Here is a 17,837-nt window from a genome sequence, read left to right as displayed (position 1 = left end):
CTTGTTATAATTAAGAAAAACACGTAAATAAAAAAGTGGGTGAGAATATGGCAAGAGTTAAGAATAGTAATTCTTTAGCTGAAAATAGAAAAGCTCGTCATGATTATTTTGTTGAAGAAACAATGGAGGCGGGAATTGAATTAGTAGGAACAGAAGTTAAATCTATAAGAGGTGGTAAGTGCAATTTAAAAGATTGTTATGCTGATATAAAAAATGGAGAAATATTTATTTTAAATATGCACATTAGTCCATATGAACAAGGAAATATATTTAATGTTGATCCATTAAGAGAAAGAAAACTTTTGCTTCATAAAGAGCAAATCGGTAGATTAGCAGGATTAGTATCTAGAGATGGATATACTTTAGTTCCGTTATCTCTATATTTAAAGAATGGAAGAGTAAAAGTTGCTCTTGGAATTTGCAAAGGTAAGAAGAATTACGATAAGAGAGATTCAATGTTAGAAAAGGCTCATAAGAGAGATATTGAGCGTCAAATGAAGGAAAGAAACCGTTATTAGTTTTTAAAAAGGCAAATTTAAAATGGAAAATTATTTTAACTTAATTCTCCATTTATAATTTGTCTTTTTTTATTAATAAGAAAGCTTTATGTTTCTTTCTCTCCAACCTAAATCAAAAGGCATATTTGAAATATTAAATGAATTACTATCTATTAAAGGATAACCATTTGAATCAAAACCTGATATTATAGCTTTATGGTCTGTAAAAAATGTTTTATCAAATCTAATTACGTCATCTTCTTTATAGTTATTTGATGTTTCATAATTAGGATTTATTTTTTTAGTGTAAGGCAAAAATGTTTCAGATAATGTAAAATTATATTGTTCTAAGTCATCATTAAATATATCAGAATAATAATCTTTTTCTATATAAAAATAATGCTCCGAATTATTATTGCTAGTATAAAGAGTTAATATATGAGGTATTGACAAAGTAAATTTATTTACAGCAACTTGCTTATTATGAATGTAGTTAAAGGTATAATGCTCATCTAAATCAACAATTATTTTATCTTCATTTCTAATAATCTTATTTATAATTATTAAAGAATTTATTGATGTAAAAATTACCGCTCTTTCTAAGGCCCAATCACGCAAATAAGAAATTCTTTTAAATTCGTATCCTAAAGAATATCTACCATTTGCTAAGGATGTACCATAGTAATCATAAAGTTTATGAACATCGCCACTTAAAAAACCATTATTTCTTGTCTTAAAAGCAGAAGTTATAAATGTATGTAATTCATCTTCGTAAGGATCTAAAGAATTTTCGGGTATTTTTCCTTTGTTAAAATTACCAACACTGGTACTAAGGTTAACATTATTTAATAGATTACTTTTAGAAACATAATGGATTGGAGGAATTTTATTTATACAATAAAAAAAATAAGAAAATAAGCTTATTGTTAATATAAAATAAGTTGTTGTAAATATAATGCTTTTTATGTCTAGTTTAGATTTATTACTTTTGTAATTTTGAGACATAATGTCACTCCTTTAAGAAAAACTATAAAATGACTAAATTTGTATATTGTTATAAATAATAAATTCAAAACAAGTTATATTTTAGAAAAGGTACTATATATAGTATTATCTATTTTAAAAGAATTATTTACCAAAGTTATGATAATAGTTGTTTTAGTATATAAAAATATAAATATTAATATTACAATAAATTAAGCTAAAAGCCACTTTATATTTGTAGGCTTTGGAAAAAAGCATTAATATTTAAGTAGAAGAATTTTTAGATTTTAAAATATTGATAGGTAACTATGAAAATATTAAAAAAATGATAAAATTAAATAAATAATCTATAAAAAATGGAGGATATATAGGCCTATGGCATTAAATATAATTGATATAGCTAAATTAGCAGGAGTATCAAAATCTACTGTTTCTAGATATTTAAACAATGGATATGTTAGTGATGAAACAAGAGGGAAAATTAAAAAGGTACTTGACGAAACAGGATTTACACCTCAAAGACAAGCAAAGGGTATGAGAAGTAAAAAAACAAATTTAATAGGAGTAATAGTTCCTAAAATAAGTAGTGAGACTCCATCAAGAGTAGTTGAAGGAATTACAGAAATTTTATCTCCAAAAGGATATGATATTTTGATAGCAAACACAAATTTATCTATAGAAAAGGAAATAGAATATCTTAATATATTTAAATCGAATCAAGTTGATGGAATAATATTTATGGCAACTAAGATGACAGATAATCATATAGATATTATAAAAAGATTAGAAGTTCCTATAGTTATTGTTGCACAAGATATTGAAAATTTTCCATCTGTATATTTTGATGAATTTAAAGCAGTAGAAGATATAGTAAATTATTTAATTAAAAAAGGTCATGAAAAGTTTGGTTATATTGGAGTTTACGAAGAAGATAAGGCAGTTGGACTTTATAGAAAACAAGCATTTATAGAAACATTAAAAAATAATAATATAGATATAAATTACGCTAATATTAAACTTGGTGATTTTAATGAAGATAGTGGATATATATTAGCCAAGGAAATAATGGAGGGGGAAGAACATCCAACAGCGATTATTGCTGTAACTGATAGTTTAGCATTAGGAGTAATAGAATATTTAAAAGAAAATAATTATAAGATTCCAGGGGATATAGCAGTAGTAGGAATGGGAGATTCAAAAATTTCTAGAGTTATAACTCCAAAACTTACAACAGTACATTATCATTATAAAACTGCTGGAAGAAAATCAGCAGAAATAATTTTGAATGAACTTAATGGAAATATGGAAAAAAATAAAAACATAACAAATAAGGTAAAGTTAAATTGTTTACTTATTGAAAGAGAGAGTGTATAGTTTTAAGTTAGTAATAAAACTTATATAAATTAAAAATTAAATGATTATATTTATTGTTAAATCTCTTTGTGGTTTTAAGCATAAAGAGATTATTTAATTTAAGAAAAATATCGTCTATTAAAATAAATATAATTTTATAAAAAAGTTATGGACTAAGATTATATAAGTGATATAATGTTTACATAGAAAGAATTAAAAATTTTTTAAGTTGTGAGGGAACGTTCCCTTAAGTGGTTGTTAGGAGGATAAGATATGAAAAAGGTAATTTCAATAGGGGAAGCATTAATAGATTTTATTCCACATGAAAAAGGTGTGGCATTAATGAATGTAAATAACTTTTCTAAGGTAGCAGGTGGAGCACCACTTAATGTTGCAGCAGCTGTTTCAAAGTTAGGTGGTAAATCACAAATGATTACGAAGCTTGGTGTAGATGGATTTGGAGATCATATTTTAGATGAAGTTATATCTTTAGGCGTTGATGTTTCAAAGGTTTTAAGAACTAAGGAAGCAAATACTGCATTAGCATTTGTATCGTTAAAAGATGATGGAGAAAGAGATTTTTCGTTTTATAGAAATCCAAGTGCAGATATGTTATTAAATGAATCAGAAATAGAAGAGGAAATTTTTAAAGAAGGTGGAATATTACATTTTTGTTCTGTAAGTTTAATAGATGCACCAATAAAGGGAGCACATAAAAAGGCTATAGAATTTGCTAAAAAGAATAAGTGTTTAATAAGCTTTGATCCAAATGTTAGATTACCACTATGGGAAACTAAGGAATCTTGTAGAGAAGCAATTTTAGAATTTTTACCATTTGCAAATATAGTAAAAATAAGTGATGAAGAATTAGAGTTTATTACTGGAATTGCTGATGAGTCTAAAGCATTAGAGTTTTTATTACAAGGTGATGTTGAAGTTGTAATTTATACAAAAGGCACTGAAGGTGCAGAGTTTATAACTAAGGAAAGAAAGATATTTTCTCCATCATTTAAAGTACAGGCTCAAGATACAACAGGAGCTGGAGATTCGTTTATAGGATCATTTTTATATCAAGTTGCTGAAGGGGATAATACTTTAGAAAGCTTGGTTAATTTACCAAAAGAAAATATAAAAGAAATGTTAAGTTTTTCAAATGCAACAGCAGCCTTAACAGTTTGTAAAAAAGGAGCGATAGGTGCTTTACCAACAAAAGAAGAAGTTTTAGCTTTAATTCAAGGGAGATAATTATGTTAAAGGTTGATTTTGATAAACAAATAAACGAATATATAAATAAAAATTTAGAAGCTGTTAAAATTGATAAATGGAGAAATAAATATCATATAATGGCTCCTATAGGATGGATAAATGACCCTAATGGATTATGTGAATTTAATGGAAAATATCATTGCTATTATCAATATTCACCATTAACTCCAATGGGAGGATTAAAATTTTGGGGACATTCAGTATCTAATGATTTAGTTAATTGGGAAGATAAAGGGGTAGCTCTTTATCCAGATATAGATGAAGATAGGGATGGAGTATATTCAGGGTCAGCTTTTGTTAAAAATGATACTATATATTTTTTCTACACAGGCAATGTAAAGTATGAAGGAGAATATGATTATATATTAACTGGAAGAGAACAAAATGTTATTTTAGTAACTAGCAAAGATGGCATAAACTTTTCAGAAAAGAGAGTAGTTTTAAAAAATTCAGACTTCCCTAAAGATATGTCTCTTCATGTTAGAGATCCTAAGGTTTGGGAAGAAGATGGAGTTTATTATATGGTACTAGGTGCTAGAACAACTGATAATAAAGGGTGTATCTTATTGTATAAGTCAAATAATCTTTATAATTGGGAGTTTGTTTCAGTACCAGCTGGAAAGCAAGATAATATGGGATATATGTGGGAGTGTCCAGATATATTTAAATTAGACAATAATGATATACTTATGTTTTCACCACAAGGGATAGATTCAAAAGGATATAAATACAATAATATATATCAATGTGGATATGCAAAGGGTAAGTTTAATGATGATAAAAAAGAATTTAAATTTGATGAATTTATTGAAATAGATAGAGGCTTTGATTTTTATGCTCCACAAACTTTCGAAGATTCTAAAGGAAGAAGAATTGTTATAGGATGGATGGGAGTTCCTGATGCAATAGAGCATAAAAATCCAACTATAAATAATTTTTGGCAACATCAATTAACAATTCCAAGGGAATTAGTTTTAAAAAATAATAAGCTATATCAACTACCAATTGATGAATTAAAAAAATTAAGAATTGGAAATTCAATTAAAAAGGATGTTGATTTAAATAAAGGTTCTATTTTAGATATATTTGAAAGTAATACTTTTGAATTAAATATTGATTTTAGAGAATCTAATAAATTTGAAATTATACTAAGAGAAGATTGTAAGCTTTCATTTAGTGATAATGTATTTAAATTAGAACTTGGAAAATCAGGATATGGAAGAGATATGAGAGCTGTAGAAATTGATTATATTTATTCGATTAAAATATTTTCAGATAATTCTTCTTTAGAAATATTTTTAAACAATGGGGAAGAAGTATTCAGTACTAGAATTTACAATGATTCTGTTGATAGTTCTTTAATATTAAAGGGAAATGGAATTGCTACAGTGGAAAAGTGGAATTATTAAATTAGCTTTTTTATAAGCACCACAAATTAAAAGCTAAAATTAATGTATAAATATTTTGTCTTTACGAAATTAGAATTTGTAAAATAAAATTAATTGTTGATAGTAAAATTTTAATATGTATAATTGAAATAAGGGAATTCTAAAATGTTTAAACTTTTATCACCGTAGAAGTTTGTTTGGGGATTTTTTTAACATTTTCAACAATACTGAATAATATATACTAAGTATATATTAAAGATGGTAAGGCTTATGATGGCATAGGTCTTATCATTTTTTGTTTATATAAATATTTACAATTATTAAATTTTTAATAATTCATTAATATAGTTAAGTTGACAGTTGAAATTGTATGTTTTATAATAAATTTATAATATTAATAATTAATTGAAAATTGAATAGGTAAAGCGTTTATGACCTATTATCCTAACATGGGGGCGTTTTGGCTTCGACGGGGGTAAGATGGGTTTGATAAGCGGGCCGAGGCAAGCATGTCACCTCGATAATAAAGTATGCATTAAATATAAACGCAGAAGACAATTTTGCATTAGCAGCTTAATATAGCTTGCTCATCAGTCCAGGATGCCTACGTCTTGGGTAGCTGGTGTCATTAAAGTAGGGAACGAAGTCTAGCAAAGCTTTGAGCTAGAGGGGTATTTATGAAGCTAGGGAATTAGGAGTTTGTTTGTGAGCGAACTAAGGACCGAATTTTTAGTCACAAACTACGCTCGTAGAAAGTCAGGCTGGTCTGCTTTCGGACACGGGTTCGACACCCGTCGCCTCCACCATGAAACCTTTGATAATGTATATTGCATTATTGAAGGTTATTTATTTTTATTGAAGATATTTAAATGTGTTACAAATAATGAGAAAATAGTATTGGTTAAGTTATTTAAATTATTATCTCTATTTCTATAAGTCAAATATTGAACTATAATAAGAGATAATTAGGTATATGAATTACTTTAATAAGATAATATAATTAAAATAAAATGGTGTATGGAGGTTTTGCATAATGACATTAAAAGAATTGGCAATAAAAATTTTAAATGAATCAGAAGCTCCTATGTCTGCAGAAGAATTATGGAATTATGCAGTAAAAAAAGGATATGATTCATTAGTTAATGTTAATGGAAGAACACCATGGCAAACTATAAGTGCTCAAATTTATGTTGACATGAAAGATAAAGATAATAGTAGGTTTATTAAAGTAGGTAGAAGACCAATAAGGTTTTTTCTAAATAATTTATATGAAAGTAAGCATGTAGATAAATGTGCAATTGCTGGTCAAAAAATTATGAAAAATAAATTAAAGTATTCAGAAAGAGATTTACATAAGTTATTAACTTACTATGCATACAATTATATGAGAATACATACTAGAACTATATATCATGAAAAGTCAAAACGGAAAGATAAGGGGGCAAATGAATGGCTTCATCCAGATTTGGTTGGGTTTTATTTTCCATTAAGAGATTGGAATAAACAAGTGCTAGAGTTAAGTAATAATATAGGAAGTACACCAATACGAATTTATTCGTTTGAAATGAAGAAAGAGTTAGACTTTATTAATATAAGATCAGCGTTTTTTCAGACTGTGTCAAACTCAAGCTGGGCAAATGAAAGTTATTTAGTAGCTGCCAATATATCAGGTGATTCAGATTTCTTAGATGAGTTGAAAAGATTATCAGCATCTTTTGGTATAGGTGTAATAAGATTAGATGTAAATAAACCAGATGATAGCACTATAATTTATCCAGCTAGATATAAGACTGAATTAGATTGGGATACAGTAAATAAGTTAATTGAAGAAAATAATGATTTTAAGGAATTTATTAGTGATATAAATGCATGTATTAAATCAAATAGAATATATGATACAGCTTATGATGAAATATATGATGTTGACGGTTTAATTAGGTTTTTCTCTAGTGCTGATAAATAGGAATTCTACATAAAAATAATTCATTAAAATTAATATAAATATTTAGTTGATTAAAGATTATAATGTAATAAATATATAGAAATAAAGGTGATATTATGAAAGAGGTAACAGCAGCAATAATTATAGATAATAATAAAATATTAATAGCTCAAAGAGGAAAAAATGAGAATTTAGCTGGAAAATGGGAGTTTCCAGGTGGAAAAATAGAAATAGATGAAACACCACAACAATGCTTAAAGCGTGAAATTAGAGAGGAATTAGAAGTAGACATAGTGGTAGGGAATTATTTAGGTGAAAGTATATGTACATATTCAAATAGTAAAATAAAATTAATAGCTTATTTTGCAACTATATTAAGTGGTGATATAAAATTATCAGTACATGATAAGGTTGAGTGGATAACAATTAGTGAATTTGATGAGTATGAATTTGCACCGGCTGACATTCCGTTTATTGCAAAATTAAAGGAGATATTTTAATATGTTTAATCCAAAACTTGAATTAGGAAAGGCTATAACAAATGATGAATTAAGAGCTACTTTTGTATGTGGAAATATGGGAGGAATGAGAAGATCCAAAACTACAAATACATTAGTAATTATTTCAGACCATACAAAAGGATTATATGAAGATAAGTGGTTTGGGGACACCCTTCATTATATAGGTATGGGAAAAAAGGGAGATCAAGATATTAATGCAGCTCAAAATAGAACTTTAAATGAATCAAATATTAATGGAGTTGATGTATTTCTTTTTGAAGTTTTTGAAAGAAAAAAGTATATTTATAGAGGTCAAGTTAAATTATCTGAAACTCCTTATCAAGAAAAACAAAAAGATGAAGATGGTATATTGAGAACTGTATGGGTATTTCCAGTAAAAGTTGTAGATAATGATGGATCAATTATTTAGAGATATAGTTGTGAAATAAATAATAAAGGTTAAATATTAAGTTTAGATACTTATCTTTCGGTATGTAAAAAAACAGTAGAAATTATAATTTCTACTGTTTTTAATATATTACACTAAATTTTCCATACCTTCTACATCATAATTTTTAGGTAATTTTATTATAAAGGTTGTACCTTTTCCAAATTCACTTGAAACACTAATTTCTCCACCATGAAGTTCAACTAGTCCTTTGGTAATAGTAAGACCTAAACCACTACCCTTAGAAAATTCTCTCTTAGAACTTACAACCTGACTAAATCTATCAAAGATACTATCAAGTTTTTCAGGTGGTACACCGATACCAGTATCACTTATTTCTATAGTTAATATATCATCAGAATCAATCATATTAACAAGAATTTGACCATGATTATCTGTAAACTTTATAGCATTACCAACAATATTTACAATACATCTTTCAATGGCAGCAGGATCAAACTTCATAATGCAATCTTCTGTATTTGTATCAACAATAAGGTCTATTTCCTTTTCTTCAGTTAAACTCTTTAATGATAAGGCAGCTTCTTCAACTACATAAATAATATCTTTTTCTTCAATAAGCAGATTATAAATCCCTTCATTCATTTTAGAAGAATCAATTAAATCATTAATAATATTTAAAAGTCGCTTTAAATTATTATCATTTATCTTCATATACCTTGATAAATCATCAGAAGAAATGTTACCTGTATTATTAAGTTTAACTATTAATTGCTGAGTTGCTCCTATAACATTTAAAGGAGTTCTAAGTTCATGAGACATATTAATTAAATAATTATTCTTACGTTTTTCTAATTCAATATTTTTTTGAAGAAGTTCATTTTTTTCGTTAATTTCCTTAGCTAGTTGTCTATTTTTTAGAGTAATAACATTTTTTAATTGTGCTATTTTAAGCAAAATATATACTATAATTACAAGCAATAATGCAAAATAAATAAACTTAGAAAATTTATTTCTCCAAAACGGTGGTTTTACTTGAAAAGAAAAATTCTTAATTTCGCTAGTATTTCCATTAAAGTTTCTAGCAATAAAATCTATACTATATTTTTTATCACTTAATTCTGAAAATGTAATTTTATTGCCGTTTACTGGTGCCCAACTAGAGTTATTTATACGATAATAAAAATTAACATTGTTCATATTACCATAAATGTTTGTGAATAAATTTATAGTAATGTAATTTTCTTTATAATTTATAGAAATATTACTTAAATCATTTATCTTTTTTCCGTTTATAGAAACTGAATCTAAGTGTAGTTTAGGAGAAGATATATTTTTTTCTATGGCAGTTGGATTTATTACATATATACCATTAATAGATCCAAATATATATTCTCCACCTTTAGTTTCTAAATATGAATTTACGGAAAACTCTATATTGTTTAAATATTTCTTTACATTTATTAACTGTTCATCTCTAAACTCTAAGCAATTTATTCCTGAATTTGTATTTATCCATATTTTATCGTTAAATGGAATAATGCTATAAATTGTATTATTAGAAAGTCCATTTTCAATAGAATATATTTTAAATTCGTCAGTTAATCTATTGTATTTATTTAAAGCACTTTCAGTACCAAACCATAGATTACCTTTATCATCCTCAGAAATTGATAAAATAGTATTATCAGATATGCTATTTTTAGATTCATCATACTTGAATAGTTTTACGGCGTTATTATTAGGATTGAAGTGAATTAAACCTTCTTTATTTGCTCCACCAAGCCAATAAGTATTTTGTGAATCTTTGAAAATAGGACCACCTAAGCTAATATTTATGTTATTTTCAGAAAGTAAATCATTAATAGTTTTTACACTAAAGTCATTTAAATTAATAATATCGAAACCACCAATAGTTCCAATCCACAAATAATCTCCATCTACATATAATGTATGGCAATATTTATTTTGTAGTAAATTTTTAACCTCTAAGGTTTCTCTATCAATAATATTTAACCCAAAGGAAGAGGTAGCAAAAATATATTTTTCATTACCCTTAATGTCCCAAATTATATCAGAGTTTAGTTTATTTTCAGTTTCAGTACTTAATTGAGTAACGATATTATTTTTTCTATCCCATATACTTATTCCACTTCCATAAACTCCAAGCCATAACTTTTCATCAATATCTTCATAGGTACCAACAATAATATTATTTTTTACGCTTGGGTTTATGATGAAGTCATCATAATGACTAATTCCTAAATCACAATCTGTTGTACTTATTCCAGCAAATGTACCTATCCATAAAAGTCCATTAGAATCTTTAGTAATATATGAAATGCTATTACCAATTATAGAATATTCATCATATGAATTGTTTGTAAAATGTTTTTGTGAGCCATTTTTGTTAAATATGTACAATCCGTTGGTTGAGCCAACGTAAGTTCCAGTATCATCATTATAAATATAATTAATAGTAGGGGAAGGGCTATTATCATCATTAGTAGATAATTTATAACCTTTATTCATTTCTCCAGTATTAATGTTATATGTATACATACCATCAAATTCACTTCCTAAGTATATTATATCTTCATATAATGATATAGCTGTGAATCTATTATTCTCCACTAAGGATTTAATTAATGTATATTCATTGTTTTTAATATCATATTTTATTAAATGATTTGTTGAAATCATATAAACTTCATTATCATTATAAAATTCTACGGAAAATATCTTTGAATATGAAAGTTCAAAGTCTTCTTTGCTTAAAGAAATAAAGGTATTGTTACTATCATTGTATAGGTTTAATCCATTTGACGTAGCAATTAGAATATCACCATTATTATTAATTTTGATATCCAAAACTTTATTTGATGAAAGTGAACTATTGCTTGTACTATAATTAGTTATTTCATCAGTTTTTAAGTTGATTTTACTTAAACCATCAAGGGTTCCTACCCATAAATTATTATTTTTATCTTCATTTAAACAGATAATTTGGCTATCAATAATATTCCGCTTCTCCCTAAAACCCTTATTATAAATTTCGAATTCGTATCCATTATATCTGTTTAGTCCATTTTTTGTACCAATCCAAATATAATCTGAACTATCTTGATATATACAATTTATTGAGGTTTGTGATAATCCATCTGATGCTGTTAGATTATAAAATATAAGCTCAGATGCATTAGCTGGTGAGGGAATATTTATGCATATTAACAGTAATGTGATAAATAATAGTATTTTATTAATATTTCTATTCATAAATATATAATCCTCCTAAAGATATTAAATTAAGTATTATTTTATATTTCTAGTATTAAATAGTCAATTACTAGTAAGTTAATTGTTGCTTTTATAGCTTTAAAGGTATTTATATGATAGTATTTTATAGAGTTAATATTGAAAAATATTCTAAGAGCTTTAAAGAGTTATATATAAATGATTAAGTAATAAATATATGGATAAAATAATTAATAGTATATTTTATATTTTTTAAATAAATAGTGTAAATTTTAGAAGATAGAATTATTATATTACTATTTTTAATAGAAAATATAAAATTTATAAACGATATTAAAATGAATTTTATATTTTTAAAAATAAAGTTAATTAATTAAAGGCATAAAAATTTATTTTAATTTAAAAAATAGTTTAATTAAATTTTAAATTATATATTTATTTAATTTTTATAAGTATATTTATAAAAAAATAAAGTTTTATGATATTATATAGTGGAAAGACATTTTTGAATTATTACTATAGGATGAAGATTATTAGTAAAGGAGTTATGTAATGAAAATAGCAATATGTGAAGATCAGGTTATACAAATTAATTTACTTAATAATAAGATTAAAAAGTGGTCTGAAGAGAAAGGGGTAAAGGTATCAATAGATAATTTCAAGAGTGCAGAATCTTTTCTGTTTAAATGGGAGGATTATGATAAGTATGACATTATATTTTTAGATATAAAGTTAAGTCAAATGTCAGGACTTGAATTATCAAATTTAATTAGAGAAAAAAATAAAAGTGTTAAGATTGTTTTTGTAACAGGAATATTTAAATATGCATTACATGGATATAAAGTAGGAGCATTGCATTATTTAATCAAACCTATAAATACAGAAGATTTATATTTCTGTTTAGATAAAACACAAGAGGAAATAAATAAAAAAGAAAAACTTGGAATGATTGTTTTAGAAACACCTAAAAAAAGCATAAAATTAAGTTATAATGATATACATTATTGCATAATGTTTTCACCTTATATAGATATTCATACTGATTTAGAGAAGATAACTGTTAGAAAAAAGATAAGCGAGATAGAAAGCATGTTGCCAGATGAGCATTTTATTAGATGTCATAGATCTTATATAGTAAATATAAAGTATATTAAGTCTATAGAAAAATGTAATTTAGTATTAGAAAATGGAGTTAAAATACCTATAAGTCGTGGAAAGTTTAAAGAATTAAATGAAGTTTTTATAAATTATATTTGTGAAGGTGGTGCTAATGTAATTAATGGGTAGCGTACATATAATCGAAATGATAAGTGATATTATAAATTCAGTTATGACAGTATATTTTTTTAATAGGACTTTAGCGCCCAAAAATGAAAAATATGAAAAAGTATATTCACTAATTACGATTATATTTTATACATTAATGCAAATAATTATTCAAAATGAAATGTTAACAGGAATTAGATATAATAAAAAATTTACATTTATTATATTTTGTTATATTTTGTTAATTATATATCCCCTATTTTTAAGAGATGGTAGGATTTCTGAAAAGATATTTTTATCATTATTTTATGTTAATATTATTATAATAATAGCCTTTAGCATTTTTATAACTATTTCAATGACATTGGGTTTAGAATTTAATGAAGTATTAATTTATGTTAATGATAGAAGGGTTTTGGTAACAACAATTAATAGATTTATCAAAATTTTAGTAATTTTTATTTTCTTTAATAAAATGAAATTTATAAAGTACATAAAAAGTAAATTTTTATACATATTAGGAATAATTTTAATTTTAAATTTAATATTAAATGTAATTATACAAAAAAAATTAATTAGGAGTTTAGATATAATAAATTCTGATATTATTTATATTGTGTTTAGTTTTAGTGCTATACAAATATTATTAATAATAATGGTAAACTTAATTTTTAATCAAGCTGAGAAAAGAATTATGCTTGAAATGAGCTTAGAAGATAAATTAAGTAATAAAGAAGTAATGGATATGTACATTAAGATGATGGGATGGAAACATGATTTTAAAAACCACATCAGTACGATTAAGGGTTTATTAGAGCTAGGAACTGAAAAAGAAGTTATTTCATATATAGATGAAATGAATGAAAGAATAAATGATATAGACAATAAAATATACACTGATAATGTTTTAATAAATTCTATATTAGTAAATAAATTAAAAGTTACAAAAAAATATGATATAAAAATAGATTTAAATATTAGGATTAACAAAAAGATAAATATTTCAAATATAGATATATGTATTATTTTGGGGAACTTACTTGATAATTCAATTGAAGCCTGTATTATTACTGAGGGATATAAATATATAGATTTAAATATAATTTCAGAAAATAATAGATTCATAATAAAAATAAGTAATACAACTAATGGGAAGTTAAAATATATAGATGGTAAGTTTTTATCTACAAAGAATAAGGGAATACATGGTATTGGACTTAATCAAGTTGATGAAGTAGTAAAAAAATATAATGGATATATAAATAGAAAGCATGAAAATAATATATTTACCACATATTTAATGATACAAAATAATTAGATATAAAAATATTAGATATAGATGCAATATGAATATAAAAATATACATTTAGCGACAATTTAAAACAAAAAATAAAGCAAATCAATTAAAATATTTAATGATTATTATTACCTAACTGAATGTATTTTAAAAATGTGAGGTTAAGAGAGAAGATGAAACTTAAGACTTTAATATTAATTATTTTCTTTAATATATTAATTACACTGCAACCAAATGCAGAAATTTTAATTAGAAATAACTTTGAAAAAGTGTCTATCGATGAGGGACTTTCTAATAACTATGTAACATGTATATTTCAAGATAGTAAGGGGTATATATGGATAGGAACTGAAGATGGTCTCAATCGGTATGATGGAAAAACAATAAAAATATATAATTGTAATAGTAAGAATAATAATTCTTTAAGTTCGACTTATATAACAGATTTAACAGAAGACTATTTGGGGAATATATGGATAGGAACTGATGATGGATTAGATATCTTATTAACAGATACTGATACTGTTATAAGTATGAATGATTTAGAAGATGGATGGAATTTAAAGATAAATGCATTATTAAGAAGTAGTTATGATAAAAATATTATTTGGGTGGGAACAGAAAATGGTTTAATGAAAATAGATGTGAAAAGTAAAACTATAGATAAATTATACCATATTGAAGATGATGAAAATTCTCTTACTAGTTCTTCTGTAACTTGTTTAGAGGAAGGTAAAGATAATAGCTTATGGGTTGGAACAAAGTTAGGAATGAATATAGTAGATAAAAATCTCAATGTATATAGTTCAAGTTTTAGAGATAAATTATTTATAACTGATTTAGTAGAAGACTCTTACGGAAATATTTTTATTATATCTAAAGACATTATACTTTTATATAATATAGGTGAAGATAAAAGACATTTGTTATATATGCTTAATAGTGAAGGGGTTAGAAGATATAATATAACAGAAAATAAATTAGAGGATATTTTTATTCTTAAAGATAATAAAGTGAATTTTTATAAAAATATAGTTTTTGTTGAAAAAAAAGATGGAGTTTGGCTATCAAGTACTCAGGGAGCAATTCGTTATTCAAGAAATAAAGGAACAATTAATTTATTTACAAGAGATTCAAGCATTGAAAATTCTATATCAAGCAATATAATAACATGTTTTTATGAAGATAAAAACGGAGTAGTATGGATTGGAACAGATAAGGGAGTTAATATATTAAATAGTAATGCAGTATTTAATTATATTAATAAAGAGGAATTTAAAAATGTAGTATCTATGATAGAACAAGACGAATATATTTGGATAGCGACTAAGTTTAAAGGTATATACATATATAATAAAAATAATGGTAAATTAGTAAATAAATTATATGAAGAGGATAAATTTACTTTTAGTGATAGGTATATAAAAAGATTATTTAAGATTAATGATAAATATATAATTATATCTACTAATAAAGAAATAATATGCCTTAATATAAAAAATGATGGCTATGAAAATGCTGAGATTTATAATTACTATTCTGATGAGCTAAATTATATGTATAATGATGGAGATAAGGTATGGATAGCCAATACAGAAGGATTTTATAGTTATGATATAGAAAAAAGTAAAAAAACGTATTATAATGAAGAAATTAAAGCGTTTGGAATAAATCCAACGCACATAAAAGTTATATTGCCCGATAGTAAAGATAAAAATATTATTTGGTTAGGTGGAAGTAATACTGGATTAGTTAAATATGATAAGCAAGAAGGTATTATAGATGTATATGTAAATGAGCCTTCAAATAAAAACTCATTAATTAGCAATTATATAACTTGTATGAAGTTTGATGATAATGATGATCTATGGATAGGTAGCAATATTGGACTTAGTAAGTTTGAAACAAAAACAAAGAAGTTTACTACTTACACTACATCAGAGGGATTAACTAATAACTTTATAAATTCAATTTTAATCGATAATAATGGTGATATTTGGACAAGTACTAACAAGGGCTTAAATAGGTTCAAAATAAAAGATAATAGATTTACAAATTACAGTAAAATGGATGGGTTGTATGGATATCAATTTAATCTAGACTCAAGTTTAAAACTTAGTGATGGAACTATTTTATTTGGTAGTACTGAGGGGCTTACGTATTTTAATACAAATGATTTAGTAGAGCACACTCAGAATAAAGATAAGGTAGTCATTGGAGAGATTTTTGTAGGCAAAGATAAGGTTATTTATGATGGAAATGAGTTAGTTTTAAAATATAATTATAAGAATCTACATATAAACTATTTTTTACCTAATTATACTGGTATAAATAATGTAACTTATGATTATATGTTACAGGGAATTGATAATGAATGGACATTTATTGATTCTAAAAATAACTTAGAGTTAAAATCATTAGAGCCAGGAAAATATACTTTAAAAATAAGAGCTAGGAACGGAAATGGTGAATTAACTGAGGAGACAAGCATAAATATAAGAATTAAAAATCCTATTTGGAAGACCCCTTTAGCTTATATAATATATTTTGTTGTATTATTAATATTTTTTATTTATGTATTTAATTATGTTAAGATATTAAGACATTTAGTAGATAAAAAGACTAGGAATTTAAAAAATCAATTGGAGGAAAATAATAGGTTAAGTCAAAAGTTAATAGAATATGAAAAGTTTAAAAATAATTATTTTGTTAACTTATCCCATGAGCTTAGAACACCAATAAATGTAGTAAATTCCACTATTCAATTAATAAACTTATTAAATTCAAATGAGGGAATAACACAGGAAAAGCTTAATAGTTATATGGGTATAATAAGTAGAAGTTGCAATAATTTATTGAAAATAATAAATGATATTATAGATAGCTCTAAGATAGAAAGTGGAAAATATAAAATTAATAAGAAAAATAACGATATAGTATGTTTAGTTGAAGAAGCTTCTCTTACAATGAGCAAGTTTATTGAGGAAAAGGGATTACAACTTATAATAGATCCTGATATGGAAGAAAAGGTTATCTCATGTGATGAAATTGAAATAGAAAGATGTGTAATTAACTTATTAGGTAATGCAGTTAAGTTTACTCCAGAAGGTGGAGAAATTAGGGTATTAATTAAAGAAGTTAATGATAATATTGAGATAACAATAGAGGATACTGGAGTTGGAATAGCTAAGGAAGACCAAGAATTTATATTTAAAAGATTTGAACAAGCAGATGGTGCAGAAGTTACGAAGGTTAGTAGTAGTGGTATTGGGCTTACACTTGTTAAATATATAGTAGAGCTTCATGGTGGATATATCAGACTTGAAAGTGAAGTTAATAAAGGTAGCAAGTTTATTATAGGACTTCCTGATACTATAGAAGTTTCAGAGGAAGATAAACAATAAAATTATATTTAGAAGTTGATATAGATAGTTTATTTTATCTATATCAACTTCTTTTTTAATAGAATTATATTAATAATTTATAGTAATATTTTGATATTAAAGAGTAGATATTTAGATTATAATATTCAGTATGAAAAATAATAACTCTAAAATAAAAGAGGCTTTTAACTGTTAAAAATAATCTATAATAATCTATAAAAATATATATTTATTTATGATATAATCTTATTGAGGTGATAAATTGTGAAATATTACTCAATAGGAGAATTTGCAAAC

General features: G+C 24.9%; 12 protein-coding genes and 1 other RNA gene. 11 read left to right on the top strand and 2 right to left on the bottom strand.

Features of this window, described 5'->3' with window-relative positions; all coding sequences use genetic code 11:
* Positions 1–47 precede the first annotated feature (47 nt).
* Positions 48–518 carry an SsrA-binding protein SmpB gene (gene smpB / locus QZ321_RS06585; protein WP_291740092.1) on the top strand — a complete coding sequence of 157 codons (471 nt, stop codon included), beginning with the start codon at positions 48–50 and terminating at the stop codon, positions 516–518.
* 72 nt (positions 519–590) lie between these two features.
* Here smpB and QZ321_RS06580 read toward each other — a convergent pair whose 3' ends face one another.
* Complete coding sequence (locus QZ321_RS06580) at positions 591–1,502, bottom strand: amidase domain-containing protein (protein WP_291746406.1); 912 nt, start codon at positions 1,500–1,502, stop codon at positions 591–593.
* A 354-nt stretch (positions 1,503–1,856) separates the two neighbouring features.
* Between QZ321_RS06580 and QZ321_RS06575 the strand changes: the two genes are divergently transcribed.
* From QZ321_RS06575 to QZ321_RS06545, 7 genes are all read left to right on the top strand, one after another.
* The gene (locus QZ321_RS06575; protein WP_291746403.1) at positions 1,857–2,855 is read left to right on the top strand and encodes a LacI family DNA-binding transcriptional regulator; all 999 of its coding nucleotides are present in this window, start codon (positions 1,857–1,859) and stop codon (positions 2,853–2,855) included.
* A gap of 252 nt (positions 2,856–3,107) precedes the next feature.
* Entirely contained in the window at positions 3,108–4,079 is a 972-nt protein-coding gene (locus QZ321_RS06570) for a carbohydrate kinase (RefSeq protein WP_291746400.1), read from the top strand.
* 2 nt (positions 4,080–4,081) lie between these two features.
* Positions 4,082–5,509, top strand: coding sequence for a glycoside hydrolase family 32 protein (locus tag QZ321_RS06565; protein ID WP_291746398.1), 1,428 nt, complete (start codon positions 4,082–4,084; stop codon positions 5,507–5,509).
* A 430-nt stretch (positions 5,510–5,939) separates the two neighbouring features.
* Positions 5,940–6,294: a transfer-messenger RNA gene (gene ssrA, locus QZ321_RS06560) on the top strand.
* Between the two features lie 227 nt (positions 6,295–6,521).
* Positions 6,522–7,451 (top strand): HTH domain-containing protein, encoded by a 930-nt coding sequence (locus QZ321_RS06555; protein WP_291740102.1) that lies wholly within the window; start codon positions 6,522–6,524, stop codon positions 7,449–7,451.
* A gap of 95 nt (positions 7,452–7,546) precedes the next feature.
* A complete protein-coding gene (locus QZ321_RS06550; protein WP_291740104.1) occupies positions 7,547–7,930 on the top strand; it encodes a (deoxy)nucleoside triphosphate pyrophosphohydrolase in 384 nt (127 codons plus the stop codon).
* A gap of 1 nt (position 7,931) precedes the next feature.
* Positions 7,932–8,360: an HNH endonuclease gene (locus QZ321_RS06545; RefSeq protein WP_291740105.1), complete on the top strand. Its 429-nt coding sequence runs from the start codon at positions 7,932–7,934 to the stop codon at positions 8,358–8,360.
* Positions 8,361–8,468: 108 nt separating this feature from the next.
* Here the strand turns inward: QZ321_RS06545 and QZ321_RS06540 are convergent, their stop codons facing one another.
* On the bottom strand, positions 8,469–11,615 hold the full coding sequence (locus QZ321_RS06540; protein ID WP_291746395.1) for an ATP-binding protein: 3,147 nt from the start codon (positions 11,613–11,615) through the stop codon (positions 8,469–8,471).
* A 531-nt stretch (positions 11,616–12,146) separates the two neighbouring features.
* On the opposite strand from QZ321_RS06540, the gene QZ321_RS06535 reads away from it, so the two are divergent.
* From QZ321_RS06535 to QZ321_RS06525, 3 genes are all read left to right on the top strand, one after another.
* Positions 12,147–12,881 (top strand): LytTR family DNA-binding domain-containing protein, encoded by a 735-nt coding sequence (locus QZ321_RS06535; protein WP_291746392.1) that lies wholly within the window; start codon positions 12,147–12,149, stop codon positions 12,879–12,881.
* On the top strand, positions 12,874–14,178 hold the full coding sequence (locus QZ321_RS06530; RefSeq protein ID WP_291742180.1) for a GHKL domain-containing protein: 1,305 nt from the start codon (positions 12,874–12,876) through the stop codon (positions 14,176–14,178). Before QZ321_RS06535 ends, QZ321_RS06530 begins: the two co-directional genes overlap by 8 nt.
* A gap of 152 nt (positions 14,179–14,330) precedes the next feature.
* On the top strand, positions 14,331–17,561 hold the full coding sequence (locus tag QZ321_RS06525; RefSeq protein WP_291746389.1) for a sensor histidine kinase: 3,231 nt from the start codon (positions 14,331–14,333) through the stop codon (positions 17,559–17,561).
* Positions 17,562–17,837 lie beyond the last annotated feature (276 nt).

This window comes from uncultured Clostridium sp., from assembly GCF_910588715.1.
Classification (GTDB): domain Bacteria; phylum Bacillota; class Clostridia; order Clostridiales; family Clostridiaceae; genus Clostridium.
Note: the sequence above shows the minus strand (reverse complement) of the source record. Positions and strands in the feature narration are given on the sequence as shown.

Coding starts and splice junctions, on each gene's coding strand:
- QZ321_RS06540 (WP_291746395.1), bottom strand. CDS start 11,615: ATGAATAGAAATATTAATAAAATACTATTATTTATCACATTACTGTTA.
- QZ321_RS06545 (WP_291740105.1), top strand. CDS start 7,932: ATGTTTAATCCAAAACTTGAATTAGGAAAGGCTATAACAAATGATGAA.
- QZ321_RS06575 (WP_291746403.1), top strand. CDS start 1,857: ATGGCATTAAATATAATTGATATAGCTAAATTAGCAGGAGTATCAAAA.
- QZ321_RS06555 (WP_291740102.1), top strand. CDS start 6,522: ATGACATTAAAAGAATTGGCAATAAAAATTTTAAATGAATCAGAAGCT.
- QZ321_RS06530 (WP_291742180.1), top strand. CDS start 12,874: ATGGGTAGCGTACATATAATCGAAATGATAAGTGATATTATAAATTCA.
- QZ321_RS06535 (WP_291746392.1), top strand. CDS start 12,147: ATGAAAATAGCAATATGTGAAGATCAGGTTATACAAATTAATTTACTT.
- QZ321_RS06525 (WP_291746389.1), top strand. CDS start 14,331: ATGAAACTTAAGACTTTAATATTAATTATTTTCTTTAATATATTAATT.
- QZ321_RS06570 (WP_291746400.1), top strand. CDS start 3,108: ATGAAAAAGGTAATTTCAATAGGGGAAGCATTAATAGATTTTATTCCA.
- QZ321_RS06580 (WP_291746406.1), bottom strand. CDS start 1,502: ATGTCTCAAAATTACAAAAGTAATAAATCTAAACTAGACATAAAAAGC.
- QZ321_RS06550 (WP_291740104.1), top strand. CDS start 7,547: ATGAAAGAGGTAACAGCAGCAATAATTATAGATAATAATAAAATATTA.
- smpB (WP_291740092.1), top strand. CDS start 48: ATGGCAAGAGTTAAGAATAGTAATTCTTTAGCTGAAAATAGAAAAGCT.
- QZ321_RS06565 (WP_291746398.1), top strand. CDS start 4,082: ATGTTAAAGGTTGATTTTGATAAACAAATAAACGAATATATAAATAAA.